Source organism: Shewanella sp. ECSMB14102 (assembly GCF_000813075.1).
Lineage (GTDB): Bacteria > Pseudomonadota > Gammaproteobacteria > Enterobacterales > Shewanellaceae > Shewanella > Shewanella indica.
Genome location: NZ_JWGX01000016.1, coordinates 63,398 through 85,338 on the forward strand (window position 1 = coordinate 63,398; position 21,941 = coordinate 85,338).

Consider the following 21,941-nt stretch of genomic DNA (forward strand, 5'->3'; position numbering starts at 1 on the left):
AATAGGGTTGATGATAGTGAATCGCAAATCTTTAACTAAGCTTGGTGTTACTCAAAAGCGCCGACCAAGCACAAGAGTTGTGCCTTCATTAACTCATCGGTCAGTCTGCTGAGTCGTCTGAGCTCTGGGCACTCACGGCGCGCGGTACTTCTCAGGTGTTGCAACTGTCCAAGAAAGATCTCCAGACTCTGGCGGCGACTCTGCAGCTCTGTGACAAGTTGAGTCGTCAGTTGATTGTCGTGCTGTAATCTGTGTTGCAGCAGTGTCATGCGTTCCTCGGCCTCCATTTGCCAGAGCGTTTGCTCCAGTGCCATCTGTTTGCTGAGGTTTTTGAGTTGATGCTGCAACGTACGTTTTTGAGCTTGCAACTGCTCGGTGACTTCTTTGGCACGCTGCAGCTTAAAATAGGAGTTGAGGCAGTCCAGTACAGAAATGGCGGCATCGACCCACACCAAGACAGGGTTAACCCCTTTGGCGCCGCGCATCAGTTGATAACCTATTCGGCCAGCCTGGTAGAGCCTCGCTTGCCGGGCACTGCCGACTTCCAGGGTCTTACTGGCAAACAGTGAAACAGTTTTCATTGGTTTGGCTCCAACGAGGTTTCAAATTGTGCCTTGAGTGCCGTCATCAACTGCGGCTTGTCGAGTCGCAGCGGGCGCAGGTTCTGGTTCAGAGTGATGTGACGACTAATGCCGGTATCAAGGGGCTGCTCTTTCGCGGCGATGACTTGCAACAGTTCGCTTATGGGCTTTTCAGCGCTCTTGGGCCAACTAGCGTTGCCCTCGACTCGCTCGCTGGTGTTGATAACGGCGCCGCTCAACTGGCACAAGTGGAGTCGACTGGTTGGGGGACTTGCCAGTGCTGAGTCGAGCAGGGGCGGCACTGTGTAATTGGCCTGATATTCGAGCACCGGTGCTTTTAATAGCAGTGTGCCGCGTTTTTCCGAAGTTAATGATGTTTCGCTATCAAGCTCGACCCAGGCATAACGAAGCTCTGTTTCATCGCCGATAATCTCAAGCTGTGGCTGCCAGGCAGTACGCTGCTCCTGCAACATCCTGTGATACTTGGCCGGACAAAGCTGTTGCATCAGCTCGGTTAGCTCCCCTTGATTTTCCAGGCTGGAGGCCAGTCGGCGGTTCAGTCTTTGCTGTTGCAGCACCTGCTGAATATTCCAGTCTGTTTCGTACTCTCTCAAGGTCATCCAGGGTTCGGAGGGGTTGTTTTTCAATAACAGCTGTTCATCGTGGCACCAAACGGGATTGAGTTGTGGATCCATCACATCAAGCCACAGCACAAAGCTCAGCTCAGTCAGTTCACAAGCCAGCGCCATCTGACTCCCTTGTGGGGTTAATTGGCGCAGGTCATCTTCCAGCCAGCCGAGCGCACATAAACGTTCCAGCAGTGGCGTTAGTTGTGAGCTTGTCAGTGCGGTAACTTGCTGGATCTGTTCCTGAGTTACGCCGTATAAGGTAAAAGACTGCAGTAAAAAGCGTGAGACCTTACCCAGGATCTCCAACTGCTGATGACGAAAGCTCAACCGATAACGACGCATGGGCAGCAGAATATTCAAAGGGGCTGGAAGGCTATTTGTATGGGCCACGGTTGGATCTTACTTATCTGTTTAGGCTGGAGGTTTATGTCGTGAAAGACGGCGCAAACCTTAACACGAAAGGTGAGATAAAAAACCAGACATTGAGTGTTTTTTTGAAAAAAATATTAATATATGCAACAGCTTGCATAAAATTGATTCAATATTATTTCAAAGCTTGTCAGCGAGTGTGTTATTGCGCCTACCATGAATCTGTGTCGATAGCAGTTGCCAGTGAGGTGTTAAGTAATCATTGAACATTCGTTCTGCCAAGTGCAGCTTTACTCTTTGCCAAAGACTGGGAGAATTGTTGAGTCGCAGTAAGATTTGCTCCTTGAGCCATTGTTCATCAAAGCCCGCCCATTCACCACAGACGTCGAATAAATTGGGGCCACAAACAGGCGCAACTTCCCGATACAGAATATGCTCCAGTTCTTTTAGGGAATAAGGAGAAAGAGCACATACCCGGATAATGCCGGGGTAGTGCAGAGTGACATCGGTATCGAGAAACAAATCCGACATTGCGCTCCATACCGCTTGGCGGATGGGGAGTTTTGCGGTTTCCTCCAGCATGATATGGAAGGGGGATTCAGCCATAGGATCCTTCCTTTAGGGCTGTTATTTATGCACAGAGGGTAACCAAAGGCATCAGAGACATCAAGTTATCAAGCTCTAATTGCTAATTTAGCTGGGCAGATCCAATAAAAAGGCCACGGAAGTGGCCTTAGGGGGATTTATGGATGTGAGTTTATTTGACTCTCATGCCCGGCTGAGCACCTTCATGGGGCTCAAGGATCCACAGTTCTTTACCACCAGGGCCCGCGGCCAGCACCATGCCCTCAGACAGGCCGAAGCGCATCTTGCGAGGAGCCAGGTTGGCCACCATTACTGTCAGTTTGCCTTCGAGATCTTCCGGCGCATAAGCCGACTTGATACCGGCAAATACCTGACGGGTTTCGCCGCCGAGATCCAGCTGTAATTTGAGCAGCTTGTTGGCTTCAGGGACATGCTCGGCCTTCTTGATAAGCGCAATCCGCAGATCCAGCTTGGCAAAGTCGTCAAACTCTATGGTTGGGCTGATAGGGTCATCCGCTAATGGACCACTGGCCTTGGGGGTGTCTTCGGTTGCTTTGAGGCTTTCCTTGGAGGCTTCCACCATGGCGCTCACCTTATCGAGCTCGATACGTTGCATCATAGGCTTGAATGGATTGATTTGGTGACCGGCCATATCCATTGCCAAGCCGCTCCAGCTGAGTTCCAGCTTGAGGAAGGCTTCAACATCGGCGGCCAAGCGCGGCAGTACCGGCTTAAGATAAGTCACCAGAATACGGAACAAATTCAGCGCCACTGAGCATACCTGATGGGCGCGGGCCAAGGTTTCTTCGTTTTTCACCAATTGCCAAGGAGCTTCATCGGCAACGTAAGCGTTGGCGACATCGGCCAGCGCCATGATTTCACGCATCGCCTTGCCGTATTCGCGACCTTCATAAAGCTCGGCGATCAGCTCCTGTTTGGCCAGGAAGGACTCGGCCAGGCTGTTGTCTTCCACTTTGGCCAGTTTGGCGTCAAAACGCTTGACGATAAAGCCGGCGGTGCGGCTTGCCAGGTTAACCAGCTTACCGACCAGATCCGAGTTGACTCTGGCGGCAAAGTCTTCCAGGTTCAGGTCCAGATCGTCAATGCGGCTGGAGAGCTTGGCGGCATAGTAGTAGCGCAGATATTCAGGATCCAGGTGATCCAGGTAAGTACGGGCCTTGATAAAGGTGCCCTTGGACTTGGACATCTTGGCGCCGTTGACCGTGACATAGCCGTGGGCATAGACACTGCTTGGCTGACGGTAGCCGGCGCCTTTGAGCATGGCCGGCCAGAATAGACTATGGAAATAGACTATGTCTTTGCCGATGAAGTGATACACCTCAGCTTTTGAGTCGGCATTCCAGAACTCGTCAAAGTCCAGCTCCGGGCGCTTGTCGCAGAGGTTCTTGAATGAACCCATGTAGCCCACAGGCGCATCGAGCCAAACGTAGAAGTATTTGCCCGGCGCATCGGGGATCTCAAAGCCAAAGTAAGGCGCATCACGGGTGATATCCCACTGCTGCAGGCCTTGCTCGAACCATTCATCCAGCTTGTTGGCCATTTCACTCTGCAATGACCCTGAATGGGTCCACTCTTTGAGCATGGTTTCAAAGGCAGGCAGATCGAAGAAGAAGTGCTCTGTCTCTTTCATGACCGGGGTGGCACCGGATACCGCAGAGCGCGGATTGATCAGCTCGGTTGGGCTGTAGGTGGCGCCACAGGCGTCGCAGTTGTCGCCGTATTGGTCTTCAGACTTACACTTGGGGCAGGTGCCCTTGACGAATCTGTCCGGCAGGAACATGGACTTTTCCGGATCGAACAGCTGGGAAATAGTCTTGCTCTTGATATAGCCGTTATCGCGCAGTTTGAGGTAGATCTCGTTGGCCAGCTGGCGGTTCTCTTCGCTGTGGGTGCTGTGATAATTGTCAAAGGCAATATTGAACTCGGCAAAATCCTGCTGATGCTCTTGATTGACCTTGGCGATCATCTCTTCGGGTTGGATCCCCATCTGCTGGGCCTTGAGCATGATAGGTGTACCGTGGGCATCATCGGCACAGATATAATGACACTCATGGCCACGAAGTTTTTGAAAGCGGGACCAGATATCTGTCTGTATGTACTCGAGCATGTGGCCCAGGTGAATGGGACCGTTGGCATATGGAAGCGCGCTGGTAACAAGGATTTTACGTTGTGTAGTTGCCATCTTTTCTCTGTTAAATCTAGGCCCTGAAAGAATGGCATAGATACTAACCGATTAATCCGGCTTTTTCATCAAAACCTGACATGAGTGGGTTAATTCTACTCTAATAATCGCGTCATTATCTGGTACACTTGGCGAAATTTATCAAAAGGGGATTGCGTTTTGTCTTCTGCTTCTCAGGACTATCGTCTCAGTGACGATCTGCTCGGTCCGGTTCTTGCCATTCTCAATGCGTTTCAGGATCCATACCTGGCCCAGGGTTTAGTCGATGCCGGTTGTATTCGTAAGTTGGATTTGGATGGTAAAAGGCTGCTGCTGACCATCTTGTATCCATATCCTTGTCAGACCCAATATCGCGATACTGTGATTGCGCTGACCAATGAGTTGTCCAAGCTCGATGCCATCGACGAGGTGGAGTGCGAGATTGGCTTTGAGCCTTTCAGCTACTCGGCCCTTGGCAATATTGCCCCTATTCCCAACGTGAAGCAGGTGATTGCCGTTGCTTCCGGTAAGGGTGGTGTGGGTAAGTCTACCACTGCGGTTAACCTGGCCTTGGCCCTGGCGGCAGAAGGCGCCCGGGTGGGTATTTTGGATGCCGATATCTATGGTCCCTCCATTCCATTGATGCTGGGGATCCCGACATTCAGACCTGTATCCCCCGATGGCGTGCATATGACAGCCGCCACGGCTCACGGTATCAGCGCCCAGAGTATAGGTTTCATGCTGACCGATGATCAGGCCGCGGTATGGCGTGGCCCTATGGCCGCCGGCGCTTTGGCGCAACTGCTCAATGAAACCCAATGGCCTGAGCTGGATTATCTGATGATTGACATGCCTCCGGGCACAGGGGATATCCAACTTACCCTGTCGCAGAAAGTGCCGGTCAGCGGCGCTGTGATAGTCACAACGCCTCAGGATATCGCCCTGGCCGATGCCAAGAAAGGTATCACCATGTTCCAGAAGGTGAACATCCCCGTCGTCGGTATTGTGGAAAATATGAGTTTCCATCTGTGTCCTGCCTGTGGTCATAAAGAGCATCCTTTCGGTACTCATGGTGGCAGCAAGATAGCCGAGCGTTATCAAGTGCCTTTGCTGGGTGCCTTACCTCTGCATATCAATATCCGTGAGGATATGGATAACGGTGAGCCGACTGTGGTGGCCGCGCCTGAGGGTGAAGTTGCCGGCATTTACCGGGATATCGCCCGCCGTGTGGGTGCCCAACTGGCAAAACAAAAGAATCACAGCGGTATTTCAATCGCAATAGCAGATGATGAGTAAGGTTTTCGCAGCATGAATTCGCCACAGTGTGTCGTTATCGGGATAGCAGGGGCTTCGGCGTCAGGTAAAAGTTTGATCGCCAAGACCATATTTGAAGAGCTATGCCGAGACTTAGGGACAGATCAGATAGGGGTTATCAATGAGGATGCCTACTATCGGGATCAGAGCCATATGTCCATGGAGGAGAGGGTCAAGACCAACTACGACCATCCCAAGGCGTTGGACCATGAACTGCTCAGCACTCACCTGGTAGCGCTCAAGCAGGGGCAAGCAGTGGATATTCCCTGCTATAGCTACGCCGAGCATACCCGCACCAGCGATACCTTGAAGATGACCCCTAAAAAGGTCATCATTCTCGAAGGTATTTTGCTGCTGACCGACCCTAAGCTGCGTGAACTGATGGATGCCAGCGTGTTTATGGATACACCGCTGGATATCTGTCTGCTGCGACGTCTGACCCGTGATGTGGCCGAGCGAGGCCGCACCATGGAGTCTGTTATCAGCCAGTACCAGAAAACGGTAAGACCCATGTTTCTGCAGTTTATCGAACCCTCAAAGCAGTATGCCGACATCATAGTGCCAAAGGGCGGCAAGAACCGGATTGCCACCGATATTCTCAAGGCCAGAATCCAGCATTTGCTGGCGAAATAACCACAAGTATCCAGGGAGCTAGAAGGCGAGATGCGATTAACTGATATCGAAATTGAACAATGTCTGGACGAGGGCAGCATAGTCATAGATCCCCGTCCCGGCATAGAGGCCATCAGTGGCGTGAGTGTTGATGTGCGTCTGGGTAACCAGTTTCGGGTGTTCAAGGATCACACTGCGCCTTATATAGATCTCAGTGGTCCCAAGGCCGAAGTGCAGGCCGCGCTGGATAGGGTGATGAGCGAGCAGATAGATATTGCCGACGGCGATGCTTTCTTTTTGCATCCGGGCGAGCTGGCATTGGCGGTGACCTATGAGAGTGTTCACCTGCCTTCCGACATAGTCGGCTGGCTTGATGGTCGTTCATCACTGGCGCGTCTGGGCTTGATGGTGCACGTGACGGCGCACCGTATCGATCCGGGCTGGCAGGGGCGGATTGTGCTTGAGTTTTACAACAGCGGTAAATTACCGCTGGCACTTCGTCCCATGATGACCATAGGGGCACTGAACTTTGAGCGCCTGTCTCGTCCTGTGGCCAGACCCTACAATACCCGCAAGAACGCCAAGTATCGCGATCAGCAGGATGCGGTCGCCAGTCGGATCAGCCAGGACTGAACCCTGGATTGCGCATGAGTGGTGTCTGGGTTCAGGGAAAAGAGCAGGATAGCGTCTGCGTTCGCGATCGGGGCTTTACCTATGGTGATGGCCTGTTTGCAACCATGGCGGTAGATGGTAAGGGACAGATAGCCTTTCTGAATGAACATCTTACCCGCTTGACTCAGGGGGCGCTGCGTTTGGGTTTTGTCTGGCAGGCATCGGATGCCTTGCGCTCAAGCCTCAAGCGTATCGCCGCCGCCAATCCCCATAGCTGCCTTAAGTTGCAGCTCACCCGGGGAGAGGGGGGACGTGGTTATACGCCGCCGGCAGACGCTTTAGTCACCGAAGTCATCAGCCTGGCGCCATTGCCGGCGCATTACCCAGATTGGCAGCAAAAAGGGATTGCCCTCAAGACCTCATCCATCAGGCTTGGCAAACAGCCTAGGCTTGCCGGCATTAAACACCTCAACCGTCTGGAACAGGTGCTTATCAAGGCGCAGTTATTGCCTGAAGGTTTTGATGATTGGCTGGTACTGGACTGCGACGATTTACTGCTCGAATCCTCGATGGCCAATCTGTTTCTGCTACTACCTAATGAGCAAGGTAAACTGACGGCATATTCACCGGCCATGAATTACTCTGGTGTCTCCGGAGTGATGCGACAGCAGTTGATTGTGGCCTTGCTCGACCAGGGTATTGATGTGCAGTTGTGTCCTATCAACACAGAGATGCTGCAACGGGCGCGGCACCTCTTTATCAGTAACAGTCTGTTGGGTTTGGTCGATGTTATTGCTGTGGATCAGCAAAGCTTTGAACTCTGGCCCGGCAGCACACCTCTTCGCAAGGCACTTGCTATCCAATTATGAAAAAATGCTTAGTTGCGGCCCTAGCCTTTGTGTTTACCCTGATGACTTTGGCACTGGGCGTCGGTTTTTGGGGTTATAGCGAACTCAACCGCTTTGCGGCCACCGAGCTTAAGCTGGATGAACCCAGAGAGCTGCTACTGAAACGAGGCACCTCCTTTTACCAGTTGGGGCAAGAGTTGCAAAATCAGCAGCTGTTGGAGTTTGACTGGCACTGGAAGCTTTGGGGTAAGCTATACCCGCAGACGACCGCCATTCGCAGCGGTCTTTACCAGATTGAACCCGGCGACACACCTGTGTCTTTGCTGGAGCGGCTGGTGGCCGGTGATGAGAAGACCTTTACCCTGACGCTGGTAGAGGGCAAGACTATTCGTGAGTGGCAAACGTATCTACAGACCCTGGTGCATCTAAAAGTCAGCGACGAGCCGTTTATCGATGTGCTCGAAGCCCAAGGGGATAGCAGCGGCTTGCCGGAAGGCAAGTTTTTCCCGGATACCTATCAGTATCGTGCCGGTACTGAGCTCAATACCCTGTTGACCCAAAGCTTTATCAAGATGCAGCAACAGTTGGAGAGTATCTGGCAGCAGCGGGATCAGAGTATTCCGCTCAAGAGTCCCTATGAACTCTTGATCCTGGCTTCCATTATAGAAAAGGAAACTGGCCTGGCAGAGGAGCGCGGCAAAATAGCGGCGGTATTTGTCAATCGCTTGAAAAAAGGCATGCGTTTGCAGACAGATCCCACCGTAATTTACGGCATGGGTGAGCGCTTTGATGGCAATATCACCCGTAAAGATCTGCGTGAAGAAACGCCATTTAACACCTATCGTATTTTTGGGCTGCCGCCAACGCCTATTGCCGCGCCCGGGCGGGAAGCCTTGCTGGCGGCCGCACACCCGGAAGCCGTAGAGTACCTCTACTTCGTTTCCCGCAATGACGGCAGTCATGTATTTTCCCGTACACTGGCCGAACATAACCGCGCCGTGAACCAGTATCAGAGAAAGAGATAATGCCACAAAAAGCCACTGCAAAATTTATCGTTATCGAGGGCCTGGAAGGCGCCGGTAAGTCCAGCGCCATCGCATTGGTGCGAGACTTTATCGAAAAACATACCGGTAAGGCACCTGTCTGTACCCGTGAGCCGGGCGGTACCCCGTTGGCGGAGAAGATCCGCGACTTGGTGAAGGTGGCCGATGCAAGCGACCCTCTGTGTGATGAATCTGAATGTCTGCTGCTGTATGCCGCCAGGGCGCAACTGGTGGCCCGAGTGATCAAGCCGGCACTGGCCGAGGGCAGTTGGGTGCTCGGCGACAGACACAACCTGTCGTCCCTGGCTTATCAGGGCGGTGGTCGAGGTTTGATGCCATTGGTCAGCGCAGTCAGCGCCGCCACCCTTGGGGATTTTAAACCAGACTTGACCCTATATCTCGACATAGAGCCAAGCCTTGGGCTAACCCGCGCCGCCAACCGTGGTGAGCTGGATCGAATTGAGCAGCAGGAACTGGCCTTCTTTGAACGCACCCGTGCCACCTATCTGAGTCTGGCACAACAGGACGACAGCATAGCGGTTATCGACGCCAGTCAGAGCATGGCCGAAGTACATAAAGATATTCTGGCTGTGTTGCAAACCAAAGATTGGTAAGCACGCGGTATAAGGAGTGATGAAAGTGGACATGCCCTGGTTGAGTGACGCCAAAGCCCGTTTTATGCAGCAACTGCACTCGGCTCAGATGCCTCATGCCTTGCTGCTGGGGCTTTCCCAGGGCTATGGCGGCCTGAAGCTTGCCGAAGAGATAGCCGCGGCGGCCTTGTGCAGCGAACCCACAGCTTGGGGAGAGTGCGGTCATTGCAAGAGCTGCCAACTGCTGCTCGCCGGCAATCATCCCGATTTTCATCTTCTCGAAGCCGATGGTAAACAGATTAAAGTGGATCAGGTGCGGACGCTTTGTCAGGATCTGACCTCCACGGCCCAGCAAGGAGGGCGGCGTGTGGCGCTTATCGCCCAAAGCGAGCGCCTCAATCAAGCTGCGGCTAATGCACTGTTGAAAACCCTGGAAGAGCCGGGGCAGGGGACGCTGATTATTCTACAGACCGACAGCACCGCCGGGCTGCTGCCGACCATATCCAGTCGTTGTCAGAGAGTGCAGGTAAAACTGCCGGACAAGAGTGCCATTCAGTCCTGGTTGGCGCAGCAATTGCCGCTGCCGGCCGATGTTACCTGGTGTTTGCCCGTCGTCGGCGGGCCGCTAAAATTGGCAGAGGTTTTGCAATCTGACAGATACCAGACCTTATTGGATTATCGCCGCGATTGGCGCGCCAGTTTGTTAACGGGCCATCTGTGTGCTAGTTTGTTAACAGTAGGTGAGGAACAAATCTCTGATGTACTTAGAGTTTTATACTTGGTGTTGCATAGAGAGCTGTTAACCACCGAAGGGGAGGACCCCTTGCTACGGACGCGAATAGCGACCCTGGCTGCCAAGGTGATGGATACCTGTAATCGTCTGAGCCAGATGCCGAGTGTCAACTACTTGGCGCTTTGCCAGAATTATGTCTTAGAATATAAGAGACTGAAAACTTAAAAAGTATCCTATGGTCGATCTGACAGTGAATTTTGACACCCTGCACCAGTTGTATCGTGCTTACATGCCTTTTATTCAGCCGGCGGGCCTGTTTGTGGCAACGACCGAGGGGCATTTCCTCGGTCAGGAGATCCAGATAGGTTATCGTTTGCCGGGCTCGACTCATGTCAATGAGTTTCAGGGGGTCGTGGTGTGGATCAACCCGCTCGGCGCTTCCGGAGGACGGCCGGCCGGAATAGGGGTTAAAATTCTCTCGGATCCCGAATCACACAAGTATCATATCGAAAAACTCCTCTCCAGAGAGCTGGCCTCGGGCGATTTGACCTGCACTATGTAGGGCGCTATCCTTGCCGTCCTTTTCTATTTTGGGTGGATGTTCAAGTGTTAGTTGATTCCCATTGCCATCTCGATCGCCTCAAAGCCGCGCCGGATCCCGACAGTCTCAGTCAGTTGCTCGATGCCGCCAAGGCTCGGGGGGTAGACTATTTTCTTTGCGTCAATGTCCGGCAAAAAGGTTTTGCAGAGATGAAGGCCAAAGTCGCCGGGTTTGAGCAGGTGTTCCTGTCTTCCGGGGTGCATCCTCTGGATGTGAAAGAGGGATTGGATCTCAATGAACTCAAGCGTTATGCCGCCGACCCGAAAGTTGTGGCCATTGGCGAGACAGGGCTGGATTATTTCTATGCCGATGATACCAAGGCCTTGCAGCAACAATGCTTTGAGCAACAAGTGGCACTGGCCAGAGAAGTGGCCAAGCCTTTGATTGTTCATACCCGGGATGCCAGAGAAGACACCATAGCCATATTGAAGAACGGTGGCGCCGAACAGTGCGGCGGGGTATTGCACTGCTTTACCGAGAACTGGGAAATGGCCAAGGCGGCGATGGATCTGGGCTTTTATATTTCGGTTTCCGGTATCGTCAGCTTTAAAAATGCCGGTGAGCTAAGAAGTGTTATCCGTAAAATCCCCAAAGACAGGCTGCTGGTAGAAACCGATTCGCCTTATCTGGCACCCGTGCCTCATCGAGGAAAAGAGAATCAGCCGGCCTTTGTTCGTGATGTCGCCGAGTTTGTTGCCGAGCTCAGAGGTGAGTCCTTTGAAGAGTTGGCCCAATACACCACAGATAACTTTTTTACCCTGTTTAAGGATGCCGCTAAACTAACAGGTAGAAGCTAACTCAATGAAACAGAAAGGCTCTTGCGTATAGCAGGAGCTTCTGTTTTGCGTTGTGAGTAAATGGCCTGTGAGGCAAGGAGGGACAACCTACTCAGATGACGGTCAGATATATTCGCCTTTGTCAGGACAAGAGGCCAGTACTCTGATCTCGCCGTCATCCTCTTTCTGCTCCAGGGTTACATCAAATCCCCACAATCTATGCAGGTGTTTGAGTACTTCCCGGCAACTGTCTGCCAGAGGAATGCCGTTACTGGGGATATACCTCAGTGTCAGCGAGCGATCGCCATTGACCATGACATTATGAACCTGAATATTGGGCTCATTGTTGGACAGATTATATTGTGAAGACAAAATTTGCCTGATCTCCCGGTATCCCTGTTCATCATGGATGGCAGATACCGACAGATAGTTTTTGCTTTCATCATCGAGTACGCCAAACAACTTGAATTTGCGGATCATGGTGGGGGATAGATACTGGCTGATGAAGCTCTCATCCTTGAAGTTTTCCATGGCAAAATGCAGCGTTTTCAGCCAATCGCTGCCGGCGATATCCGGGAACCAATATCTATCTTCTTCAGTTGGCTGTTCGCAGATGCGGCGAATGTCGCAGAACATATTGAACCCCAGGGCATAGGGGTTTATGCCGTTGTAATAAGGGCTGTTGTAGGCGGGCTGAGCCACCACATTGGTGTGACTTTGTAAAAACTCCAACATAAATCTGTCGGTGACCAAGCCTTCGTCATAGAGATGATTGAGCAGGGTGTAATGCCAGAAGGTGGCCCAGCCCTCGTTCATTACCTGGGTTTGACGTTGCGGGTAAAAATACTGCCCCATCTTGCGTACGATACGCACCAGCTCCCGTTGCCAGGGCTCCAGCAATGGAGCATGTTTTTCGATAAAGTAGAGAATGTTTTCCTGTGGCTCTGACGGAAAACGTTTTTGCTGTTTGGCTTCCTCCTTGGTCTGCTGTGAAGGGATGGTGCGCCACAAGTCGTTGACCTGGGTTTGCAGATAGGCCTCGCGCTCTTTCTGGCGCGCCTGCTCTTCACGAAACGAGATTTCTGTTGGGCGCTTGTAGCGGTCGACGCCATAATTCATTAAGGCGTGGCAGGAGTCCAACAAGTTTTCCACCTCATCTATGCCATATTTACGCTCGCATTCACTGATGTATTGCTTGGCAAAGACAAGATAATCAATGATGGAACCGGCATCTGTCCAGGTGCGGAACAGGTAGTTGTTTTTGAAGAAACTGTTGTGGCCAAAGCTGGCGTGAGCTATCACCAAGGCCTGCATGGTGAGGGTGTTTTCTTCCATCAGATAGGCGATACAGGGGTTGGAGTTGATGACTATCTCATAAGCCAGCCCCATCTGGCCGCGCTTATAACCCTGCTCGGTTTCAATAAAACGCTTACCGAAGGACCAGTGAGTGTACCCTATGGGCATCCCAATGCTGGCGTAGGCGTCCATCATCTGCTCGGCGGTGATCACCTCTATCTGATTGGGATAGGTCCCAAGACGATAATGCTCCGCGACCCGGGCGATTTCCTTTTCATAGGTTTCCAGCAGCTCAAAAGTCCATTCAGGCCCGTCGCTCAGTGGCTGGCGTGTTTTCATTTTGCTCATAATCGCTTCCCCTTAAACCGCCTGCTTCTTGAACAATTCGCGGAAGACGGGATAAATATCCTCCGCCTGGCGAATATGTTGTACCGCCATATTATCGAATTGTTTTTGCAGGGTTTCATATTCACGCCAGAGCGTCTGGTGCGCCCTGTTGGTGATTTCTATGTAACTGAAATAGCGTACTACGGGTAGCAGTTGTGTTTCGAGGATCTGATAACAGGTGGGCGAGTCATCTGCCCAGTTGTCGCCATCGGATGCCTGGGCGGCATAGATATTCCATTCATTGGCCGGATAGCGTTCCTGTTGAATTTCGTGCATCAGTTTCAGCGCACTGGAAACTATGGTGCCGCCTGTCTCCTGAGAGTAGAAAAACTCATGTTCATCCACTTCTTTGGCCTGGGTGTGATGACGGATATAGACGACCTCTAGATTCTTGTAAGTGCGGGTTAGAAACAGGTACAACAATATATAAAAGCGTTTGGCCATATCCTTGGTGGCCTGATCCATAGAGCCGGAGACATCCATAAGACAGAACATCACCGCTTGACTGGTGGGCACTTCCCGTTTGGCAAAGTTGTTGTAGCGCAGATCGAAAGTGTCAATAAAGGGCACCTTGGCGATGCGCTGTTTAAGCTCCTCAATCTCCTCTTTGAGTTGCAAAATCCGCTCGGCACTGGCTCCCGGGGTGTTTTCCAGCTCTGCCAGTTCGTTTTCCAGCTCCAGCAGTCGCCGCTTCTTGTCTGCAGACATGGCGGTGCGCCGCGCCAGAGACGATCTCAAAGAACGGACGATATTGATATTGGAGGGCACACCATCATTGGTGTAACCGGCTCGGTAAGTTTGATATTCCACCAGTTTGTTCAGGCGGTTTTTCTGCAGGTTGGGCAACTCAAGATCTTCAAACAAGAGCTCGAGGTATTCATCTTTGGAGATTTGAAATACAAAGTCATCCTGACCCTCGCCTGAGTTCGAGGCATCGCCCTTGCCGCTGCCACCACCGCCGCCCCCTTGAGGCCTGTCTATCTTGTCGCCGCGGGTAAATTGGTCGTTGCCCGGATGCACTCGCTCACGCACGCCGCCAGGGCCTTGATGGAACACGGGCTCGCTGATGTCCTTGGTGGGGATACTGATCTTTTCTCCCTTGTCGACATCTGTGACGCTGCGGTGAGTGACGGCATCACTGACCGCTTTTTTAATTTGTTGTTTATAGCGGTTAATAAACCGCTGACGGTTAACCGTGCTCTTTCCTTTGGCATTCAACCGCCTGTCGATAAAGTTCGCCATACGCACCTCCCAAAGCAAATACCGGGGCCCGAAGGCCCCGAAAGGGCACAGCTATGAAGACTTACGTACCCGTAAGTACCACTCGGACAACAGGCGCACCTGTTTCTTGGTGTAGCCTTTCTCCATCATACGATTGACGAAATCATCATGTTTGCGCTGATCGTCTGTGGAGGTCTTGGCGTTGAAAGATATGACTGGCAGGAGATCTTCCGTATTTGAGAACATCTTTTTCTCGATCACGGTTCTGAGTTTCTCATAGCTGGTCCATTGCGGGTTGTTGCCATCGTTATTGGCCCTGGCCCTGAGCACAAAGTTGACTATCTCATTGCGGAAGTCTTTGGGATTACTTATCCCGGCCGGCTTTTCTATTTTCTCCAATTCGGCGTTGAGTGCGGCCCGGTCAAACAGTTGGCCGGTTTCCGGATCTCTGTACTCCTGATCCTGGATCCAGAAGTCGGCATAGGTGACATAACGGTCGAAGATGTTCTGACCATATTCCGAGTAAGATTCCAGATAAGCGGTCTGGATCTCCTTGCCGATAAACTCAACATATTTAGGGATCAGATAGCCCTTCAGAAACTCCATATACCTTTCTGCGGTATCGGAAGGGAACTGCTCCTGCTCTATCTGCCGCTCCAGCACATAGAAGAGGTGCACTGGGTTGGCGGCAATTTCAGAATGGTCGAAGTTAAAGACCTTGGAGAGGATCTTGAACGCGAAGCGGGTCGATAGTCCGTGCATACCCTCATCGACCCCGGCATAGTCACGATATTCCTGGTAAGACTTGGCCTTGGGGTCGGTATCCTTGAGGCTTTCACCGTCATAGACCCGCATCTTGGAGTAGACGGAGGAGTTCTCCGGGGTCTTGATCCTTGAGAGCACGCTGAATTGAGCCAAGGTCTCCAGTGTGCCTGGGGCACAGGGCGCCTTGGTCAGTTCTGAATTGGCGATAAGCTTGCGGTAAATCTGCATCTCTTCCGACACCCGCAGGCAGTAGGGCACCTTAACGATATAAACACGGTCGAGAAAGGCTTCATTGTTTTTATTATTTTTAAAGCTGCTCCATTCAGACTCGTTGGAGTGAGCCAGAATAATGCCGTTAAAGGGCAGGGCCGATAAACCTTCAGTGCCGTTATAGTTTCCTTCCTGAGTGGCGGTCAGCAGTGGGTGCAGCACCTTGATCGGTGCCTTGAACATCTCCACAAACTCCATCAAGCCTTGGTTGGCACGGCACAATGCTCCTGAATAGGAATAAGCATCAGCATCATTCTGGGCAAAGTGCTCCAGTTGGCGAATGTCGACCTTGCCCACCAGAGAAGAGATGTCCTGGTTGTTGTCATCTCCTGGCTCAGTTTTGGCGATGGCAATTTGATCCAGCACCGAAGGAAACACTTTGACGACTCGGAAGCGAGAGATATCGCCGCCAAATTCATGCAGGCGTTTGACCGCCCAAGGCGACATGATACTGCGCAGATAACGGGTCGGGATCTGGTACTCTTCCTGCAGCAACTTGCCATCTTCCTCGGCATCAAACAGGCAGAAAGGGTGGTCGTTGACCGGACTTCTGACTCCATCGGCGCTGAGAATATAGATGGGCACTTGTTGCATCAAGGCCTTGAGCTTCTCTGCCAGCGAAGATTTACCGCCACCGACAGGTCCCAGCAGGTAAAGGATCTGCTTGGATTCTTCCAGCCCTTGGGCCGAGTGTTTAAGGTAAGAGACTATCTGCTCTATGGCATCTTCCATGCCGTAGAAGTCTTTAAACGCTGGATAGCGAGAGATTAAGCGGTTGGAAAATATCCGGCTCAGAACCTGATTTTTGGAAGTGTCGATCACTTCCGGCTCACCGATGGCGATTAGCAGTCTTTCTGCTGCCGAAGCGTAGGCGCTGCGATCTTGCTTACAGATTTCGAGAAACTCCTGTAATGTGTATTCTTCATCGAGTTTCTTCTCATAGCGCTGTTGGTAGTGCTCAAATATGCCCATGTTAAACCCCCTGAAACGCCAAATATGTCTGGGAAGGGAACTGTCTTTGGCAGTCACCTATCATTAATCTTAGACACTAATTTGTGTTGCATGTCAAAAAAAACATAAATAAAAACAAAGGCAAATAGTTGCAAAAGCAATAGTTGCACTTGTGGCGTAAAGGAGCGTTATGAGCTTACGATGGTTGGATTTGTCGGTGAGGAAGTGTTTGTGAACCATAAAAAAGGAGCCATCAGGCTCCTTTTTAGTGACTCAGTTTGATAAGAATTAACCGGCGAAGTTTTGGTTAACAAAATCCCAGTTAAGCAACTGCCAGAAGTGCGCCATGTAGTCAGGGCGAACGTTACGGTAGTCGATGTAGTAAGCGTGTTCCCAAACGTCAACGGTCAGCAGTGGGGTTACTGAAGCATCAGTCAGCGGAGTAGCTGCGTTGCTGGTGTTAACGATAGCGACAGTGCCATCCGCCTTTTTCACCAGCCAGGTCCAGCCGCTACCAAAGTTGTTGACCGCGGACTCGGTGAACTGAGTCTTGAAGGCTTCAAAAGAACCGAAAGCAGCATTGATGGCTTCGGCTACAGCACCAGTGGCTTCGCCGCCGCCGTTAGGCGCCAGACAATTCCAGTAAAAAGTGTGGTTCCAAACCTGAGCTGCGTTGTTGAAAATACCGCCGCTGGAGGTTTTTACTATCTCTTCCAGGGTCTTGCCGGCGAATTCAGTGCCTTCGATCAGACCGTTCAGCTTAACCACGTAAGTGTTGTGGTGCTTACCGTAGTGGTATTCGATGGTTTCCTGAGAAATGTGGGGTTCCAGTGCGTTCTTGGCATATGGTAATGCGGGTAATTCGAAAGCCATTAGTATCTCTCCATGGACTTGGTTTATCATTTTCAGACTTGCTCACTGCCACCTATTGTACCGATAAAATTTGTGAAGTGAATCATTGTTTGAGTGATTGAGCAGATTGACATCATTGAAAAATCAAATGGCTAAATAACCTTACAAATAGTGTGATTTTGTTCTGCGTTTCTCTCGCGTACAATAGCGAATCAAATATAGTGTCGTACTCAGGAACGTAAATGGAAACTGTTGAAAAAATTAAGCAGCAAATTGCTGAAAACCCCATCATCCTTTACATGAAAGGTTCGCCCAAATTACCCAGCTGCGGTTTTTCCTCTCAGGTGGCTCAGATCATGATCAATATCGGCGAGCAGTTCGCGTTTGTTGATATTCTGCAGCATCCTGATATCCGTGCTGAATTGCCCAAGTATGCCAATTGGCCGACTTTTCCTCAGCTATGGGTAGAAGGTGAGCTGATCGGCGGTTGCGATATCCTGACCGAGATGTACCAAAAAGGGGAGCTACAGACCTTGATCAAGGAAACTGCTGCCAAGTACAAGCAGGATGAAGCCTGAGATTAATCTCAGCGCTTTATAAGCGCATGAGTGCAAGAGGCCGGAGATGTTCCGGCCTTTTCTTTTGTCACACTGAATTCACCTGCTATGGAGGTGAGCGTTTTTCTCGGCTTTACCGTCGCGCTTATGTTAAATACTGCCACCCATTAGCTGATTTTATGAGAGGGGGGCAACAATAAAGCGGTTTGTATGAGAACTGCCCAGAAATATCAGCTGCAAGCAGGCTATAACCCTGGTTGGGCGCAGCTAGCTCAATGCCGTCTTAGGAAGTAGGTCAAAAGCCACCGGCTTTGCCGATGGCTTCTTTACATTTGCGTTGTTAGCCCAAGCCGTTTTCAGCCGAACTCATTTGAATGAGCTCGATTTTGTAACCGTCAGGATCTTCCACAAAAGCGATTTCAGTGCTACCACCGGCCACTGGGCCCGGTGCACGGATAACTTTGCCACCGGCTGCGCTGATAGCTTCACAGCGAGCATAGATATCTTCTTCACCTATGGCGATATGACCAAAGGCATTACCCATATCATATTGCTCTGTACCCCAGTTGTAGGTCAGTTCGATGACGGCCTGACCGCTTGATTCTTCGCCGTAGCCGACAAAGGCCAGAGTGTATTTATATTCAGGATTTTCCGATTGACGCAATAGCTTCATCCCCATGATTTCAGTATAGAAATGGATGCTGCGTTCAAGGTTTCCCACTCTAAGCATGGTATGCAGAACTTGTGACATTACTACCTCTTTTGGTTCTATAGCGGAAACTGAATGAGTTTCCGTAGCGTGGATAATCAAGCAATATTCAGCGAACTGAGAATCTCTCCCAAATGGATTGGCTCTGACCGCTGCGAACTTGATAGCCAGTTCACAAATCCATGAAATAAACATGGTATTTGTGTCTGCTTCATTAATAATGGTGTCAACCCTATCTTAGCTGGATGCAGGAGACAAGCATGACTACAGAATTGAAAATGGCTATTGGATCTACCTTGGTAATTGCAATCGTTTTCGCCGCTATGATTGTACAGATGTTCTGATTGGCGTTGAGCAAGAATACGTAAGACAATGCCGCCTTCGGGCGGCATTGTCGTTTCCGGATCAGTCATCCGGATAGATTTTTTCTTTGAATTCACACAGATCTTCAATCAGACAACTGCCGCAGCGGGGCTTTCTGGCAATGCAGGTATAGCGCCCGTGAAGAATAAGCCAGTGGTGGACGTCAACCTTGAACTCGGCCGGCACCACTTTGAGCAGTTTATCTTCTACTTCCTGAACATTTTTCCCCGGCGCAAAGCGGGTGCGATTGCTGACCCGGAAAATATGAGTGTCGACCGCTATGGTTGGCCAACCAAAGGCGGTGTTGAGCACCACATTGGCCGTCTTACGGCCGACCCCGGGCAGTGACTCCAGCGCCTCGCGGTTTTCAGGGACTTCACCGTTGTACTGCTCGACAAGGATCTTGGACAGTGCCACCACATTGATGGCCTTATTGTTATAGAGCCCTATGGTCTTGATATACTCCTTCAGCCCATCAACCCCAAGGTCTGCGATAGCCTGTGGGGTATTGGCCACCGGAAACAGCTTGTCAGTGGCCTTGTTGACACTGACGTCGGTTGCCTGCGCCGAAAGCGTTACCGCCACCAGTAATTCAAAAGGGCTGGAATAATTCAGCTCTGTCTGGGGATGAGGATTATTGTCCCGCAGGCGTTCGAGTATCGCCCGTCTCTTGTCTTTGTTCACTCAATGACCTCAGTTGACTTTGGTGATCCTGGCGCGTTCCACTGGCGCAGTTTGCTCTCTGGGTTGACGATCGGCGAGTTTCTTGTCGATTGCGTTTTTCAGGGCAATCAGCAGCCCCATACCCAAAAAGGCACCGGGCGGCAACATCGCCAGCAGGAAGGGGGTATCGACTTGCCAAACTTCAATACGCAGGCTCGCAGCCCAAGGCCCAAGAAGCAGATCGGCGCCGTCAAATAGGGTGCCTTGCCCCAGTATTTCCCTGCCGCCACCGAGCACCATCAATACCAAGGTAAAGCCAATACCCATCATCAAGCCGTCAAAGGCGGCATCCATAGGTGAATTACGCGAGGCAAAGGCTTCGGCGCGGCCTATAATGACGCAGTTTGTTACGATAAGCGGCAGGAAAATACCGAGAGACAGGTAGAGGCCGTAGGCGTAGGCATTGATTAGCAACTGCACAGCGGTTACCAGTGCGGCAATGATCATCACAAAGATGGGGATGCGGATCTCTTTGGGGACAAAGTTGCGCACCAGGGATACTGTGGTGTTGGAACCAATTAACACTACTGCGGTAGCGAGTCCAAGCCCCAGGGCGTTGGTAAAGGTAGAGGTCACCGCCAACAGGGGACAGAGTCCCAACATCTGCACCAGTCCGGGGTTATTTTTCCACAAGCCTTGCCAGGCGATATCACGATATAAACTCATTGGCTTGCCTCACATGTCTGTGATTGCGAAAAGAGGGCCTGCTTATTGGCTTCAAAGAAGGCCAGGGTATTTCTTATCGACTTGACGTAAGCCCTGGGGGTAATGGTCGCCCCGGTAAACTGATCGATTTCACCACCGTCTTTTTTCACATGCCAGGCCTTGTCATCACTGCCCTGAAGCTTTCTGCCGATAAAGCTGTCCACCCAATCAGATTTTTTGCGCTCAATCTTGTCACCCAGCCCAGGGGTTTCCTGATGCGACAGGGTACGAACCCCAAGCACAGTGCCGTCAGTCTTGATACCTATGATCAAGCGTATTTCACCATTGTAGCCATCTGGGGCTATGGTTTCGATGGCAATGGCGACTGGCTGGGCATCTTGGGTAGCGATATAGGCCGGCATGGGCTGAGTCGTGCCCTGGGCGTCTCTGTCCTGCAATAGAATGCAGCTTTCCTCGAGCGGATTGTCGTGCAGTTCATTGGGGATGATCTGCTCCAGGGTGCGTTTGAGCTCCAACTTTTGCTGAGCCATAATCGCATCCCGGGTACTGTCATTGACAACCGCCACCACAGCGGTGCATATCAGGGCAAACAGGCCCAAAAGCAGGCCATTTTTCAACATGGATTTTTGCACTGTCTATCTCTCTTGCTATCAATGTCCGGCACGATGGCCATAGGCTCGGGGTTTGACATAGTAGTCGATCAAAGGGGCGCACAGGTTGGCCAGCAGCACCGCAAAAGCAAAGGCGTCAGGGTACCCGCCAAAGCTTCGGATAAGGTAAACCACCAGGCCGATAAGGGCGCCGAAGATCAATCGGCCCCGGTTACTGGCGGGCGCGGTTACAGGATCTGTGGCAATAAAGAAAGCCGCCAGCATGGTGGCGCCACTGAACAGGTGAATAAGCGGGCTGACATGGGTATCTGGCCCAAGCGCATAGGCAAAGCCGCTACAGATAAACAGCGATGCCAATACACCAACACTGATATGCCAGCGGATAAGCTTCATCTTCAACAGCGCCAGGCCGCCGCACAGGTAGGCCAGGTTGACCCAGAACCAGCCACTGTTGATAGTGCCGGCAAAAATCGGTTTTTGCAGGCTCTCGGTGGTGGTCATTCCCATAGAGAGATCCGTCTTCAGCGTATCGAGCGGTGTCGCCATGGTGACACCATCGATACCGAGCTGGAAGTATTCGGCAACGCTGCCTTGGCTGGCGCCGAAAATCACCTGCAAGCTGGTGAGAAAATCCGGAGAGTGCTGGGCAACCGTCGCCGGAGCAACCCAACTGGTCATCTGTACCGGGAAGGCTACCAACAGCAGCACATAGGCGGCCATGGCCGGGTTGAACAGGTTGTTCCCCAAACCGCCATACAGCTGTTTTACCATGATGATGGCAAAACTTGTGCCTATCACCACCATCCACCAAGGGGCGAGCGGCGGTATGGCAATACCGATAAGAACCGCTGTTAGAGCCGCGCTGTTATCCGACAGCGTCGAAAGTACCTTGCGTTTGCGCAACTTGAGGATGGCGGCCTCTGAAATCAAAGCGACCATCACCGCCAGCAGTACCTGAATAAGGCTGCCCCAGCCAAAAAATACACACTGGACTACCAAGCCGGGCAGGGCGCAGAGCAGCACCCTTTGCATCACAGTGCTGGTTTGCAGCGGCCGGCTGACATGGGGGGAGGAGGCTATTTTAAACGCCAT

23 protein-coding genes are annotated in these 21,941 nt (G+C 51.6%); 10 read left to right on the top strand and 13 right to left on the bottom strand.

Features of this window, described 5'->3' with window-relative positions; all coding sequences use genetic code 11:
- Positions 1 to 47 precede the first annotated feature (47 nt).
- From RC73_RS06920 to metG, 4 genes are all read right to left on the bottom strand, one after another.
- Positions 48 to 581: a hypothetical protein gene (locus RC73_RS06920; RefSeq protein ID WP_039033960.1), complete on the bottom strand. Its 534-nt coding sequence runs from the start codon at positions 579 to 581 to the stop codon at positions 48 to 50.
- On the bottom strand, positions 578 to 1,570 hold the full coding sequence (locus RC73_RS06925) for a hypothetical protein (RefSeq protein WP_160289563.1): 993 nt from the start codon (positions 1,568 to 1,570) through the stop codon (positions 578 to 580). The genes RC73_RS06920 and RC73_RS06925 overlap by 4 nt, the downstream gene beginning before the upstream one ends.
- 189 nt (positions 1,571 to 1,759) lie before the next feature.
- On the bottom strand, positions 1,760 to 2,185 hold the full coding sequence (locus RC73_RS19835; protein WP_052248044.1) for a DUF7079 family protein: 426 nt from the start codon (positions 2,183 to 2,185) through the stop codon (positions 1,760 to 1,762).
- A 151-nt stretch (positions 2,186 to 2,336) separates the two neighbouring features.
- The gene (gene metG / locus RC73_RS06935; RefSeq protein ID WP_039033962.1) at positions 2,337 to 4,367 is read right to left on the bottom strand and encodes a methionine--tRNA ligase; all 2,031 of its coding nucleotides are present in this window, start codon (positions 4,365 to 4,367) and stop codon (positions 2,337 to 2,339) included.
- Between the two features lie 159 nt (positions 4,368 to 4,526).
- Here metG and apbC point away from each other — a divergent pair, with 159 nt between their 5' ends.
- The 9 genes from apbC to RC73_RS06980 are packed head-to-tail and all read left to right on the top strand — an operon-like array spanning position 4,527 to position 11,499.
- Positions 4,527 to 5,642: an iron-sulfur cluster carrier protein ApbC gene (apbC, locus tag RC73_RS06940; protein ID WP_039033963.1), complete on the top strand. Its 1,116-nt coding sequence runs from the start codon at positions 4,527 to 4,529 to the stop codon at positions 5,640 to 5,642.
- A 12-nt stretch (positions 5,643 to 5,654) separates the two neighbouring features.
- Entirely contained in the window at positions 5,655 to 6,293 is a 639-nt protein-coding gene (gene udk, locus RC73_RS06945) for a uridine kinase (RefSeq protein WP_039033964.1), read from the top strand.
- A 30-nt stretch (positions 6,294 to 6,323) separates the two neighbouring features.
- On the top strand, positions 6,324 to 6,905 hold the full coding sequence (gene dcd, locus RC73_RS06950; RefSeq protein ID WP_039033965.1) for a dCTP deaminase: 582 nt from the start codon (positions 6,324 to 6,326) through the stop codon (positions 6,903 to 6,905).
- Positions 6,906 to 6,919: 14 nt separating this feature from the next.
- A complete protein-coding gene (gene pabC, locus RC73_RS06955; RefSeq protein WP_039033966.1) occupies positions 6,920 to 7,753 on the top strand; it encodes an aminodeoxychorismate lyase in 834 nt (277 codons plus the stop codon).
- Positions 7,750 to 8,757: an endolytic transglycosylase MltG gene (mltG, locus tag RC73_RS06960; RefSeq protein WP_039033967.1), complete on the top strand. Its 1,008-nt coding sequence runs from the start codon at positions 7,750 to 7,752 to the stop codon at positions 8,755 to 8,757. Before pabC ends, mltG begins: the two co-directional genes overlap by 4 nt.
- Complete coding sequence (gene tmk, locus RC73_RS06965; protein WP_025887713.1) at positions 8,757 to 9,389, top strand: dTMP kinase; 633 nt, start codon at positions 8,757 to 8,759, stop codon at positions 9,387 to 9,389. The genes mltG and tmk overlap by 1 nt, the downstream gene beginning before the upstream one ends.
- Positions 9,390 to 9,408: 19 nt before the next feature.
- Entirely contained in the window at positions 9,409 to 10,326 is a 918-nt protein-coding gene (gene holB, locus RC73_RS06970; RefSeq protein ID WP_039033968.1) for a DNA polymerase III subunit delta', read from the top strand.
- Positions 10,327 to 10,336: 10 nt separating this feature from the next.
- Positions 10,337 to 10,663, top strand: a complete 327-nt coding sequence (locus RC73_RS06975) for a PilZ domain-containing protein (RefSeq protein WP_039033969.1) — start codon at positions 10,337 to 10,339, stop codon at positions 10,661 to 10,663.
- Positions 10,664 to 10,707: 44 nt separating this feature from the next.
- On the top strand, positions 10,708 to 11,499 hold the full coding sequence (locus RC73_RS06980) for a TatD family hydrolase (RefSeq protein WP_039034016.1): 792 nt from the start codon (positions 10,708 to 10,710) through the stop codon (positions 11,497 to 11,499).
- Positions 11,500 to 11,601: 102 nt separating this feature from the next.
- Here RC73_RS06980 and RC73_RS06985 read toward each other — a convergent pair whose 3' ends face one another.
- From RC73_RS06985 to sodB, 4 genes are all read right to left on the bottom strand, one after another.
- Positions 11,602 to 13,122, bottom strand: a complete 1,521-nt coding sequence (locus RC73_RS06985) for a SpoVR family protein (protein ID WP_039033970.1) — start codon at positions 13,120 to 13,122, stop codon at positions 11,602 to 11,604.
- Positions 13,123 to 13,134: 12 nt separating this feature from the next.
- Positions 13,135 to 14,403, bottom strand: coding sequence for a YeaH/YhbH family protein (locus RC73_RS06990; RefSeq protein WP_039033971.1), 1,269 nt, complete (start codon positions 14,401 to 14,403; stop codon positions 13,135 to 13,137).
- Positions 14,404 to 14,454: 51 nt separating this feature from the next.
- On the bottom strand, positions 14,455 to 16,389 hold the full coding sequence (locus tag RC73_RS06995) for a PrkA family serine protein kinase (RefSeq protein WP_039033972.1): 1,935 nt from the start codon (positions 16,387 to 16,389) through the stop codon (positions 14,455 to 14,457).
- Between the two features lie 267 nt (positions 16,390 to 16,656).
- The gene (sodB, locus tag RC73_RS07000; RefSeq protein ID WP_025011619.1) at positions 16,657 to 17,241 is read right to left on the bottom strand and encodes a superoxide dismutase [Fe]; all 585 of its coding nucleotides are present in this window, start codon (positions 17,239 to 17,241) and stop codon (positions 16,657 to 16,659) included.
- A 221-nt stretch (positions 17,242 to 17,462) separates the two neighbouring features.
- Here sodB and RC73_RS07005 point away from each other — a divergent pair, with 221 nt between their 5' ends.
- A complete protein-coding gene (locus tag RC73_RS07005) occupies positions 17,463 to 17,798 on the top strand; it encodes a Grx4 family monothiol glutaredoxin (RefSeq protein ID WP_039033973.1) in 336 nt (111 codons plus the stop codon).
- A 319-nt stretch (positions 17,799 to 18,117) separates the two neighbouring features.
- Here RC73_RS07005 and gloA read toward each other — a convergent pair whose 3' ends face one another.
- The 5 genes from gloA to rsxD form a co-directional block, all read right to left on the bottom strand.
- Positions 18,118 to 18,528, bottom strand: coding sequence for a lactoylglutathione lyase (gene gloA / locus RC73_RS07010; RefSeq protein WP_039033974.1), 411 nt, complete (start codon positions 18,526 to 18,528; stop codon positions 18,118 to 18,120).
- A 363-nt stretch (positions 18,529 to 18,891) separates the two neighbouring features.
- Complete coding sequence (nth, locus tag RC73_RS07015) at positions 18,892 to 19,533, bottom strand: endonuclease III (RefSeq protein ID WP_039033975.1); 642 nt, start codon at positions 19,531 to 19,533, stop codon at positions 18,892 to 18,894.
- 9 nt (positions 19,534 to 19,542) lie between these two features.
- Positions 19,543 to 20,238 carry an electron transport complex subunit E gene (locus tag RC73_RS07020; RefSeq protein ID WP_039033976.1) on the bottom strand — a complete coding sequence of 232 codons (696 nt, stop codon included), beginning with the start codon at positions 20,236 to 20,238 and terminating at the stop codon, positions 19,543 to 19,545.
- Positions 20,235 to 20,870, bottom strand: a complete 636-nt coding sequence (gene rsxG, locus RC73_RS07025) for an electron transport complex subunit RsxG (RefSeq protein WP_200887987.1) — start codon at positions 20,868 to 20,870, stop codon at positions 20,235 to 20,237. Before rsxG ends, RC73_RS07020 begins: the two co-directional genes overlap by 4 nt.
- A gap of 18 nt (positions 20,871 to 20,888) precedes the next feature.
- Positions 20,889 to 21,941 carry an electron transport complex subunit RsxD gene (rsxD, locus tag RC73_RS07030; RefSeq protein WP_039033978.1) on the bottom strand — a complete coding sequence of 351 codons (1,053 nt, stop codon included), beginning with the start codon at positions 21,939 to 21,941 and terminating at the stop codon, positions 20,889 to 20,891.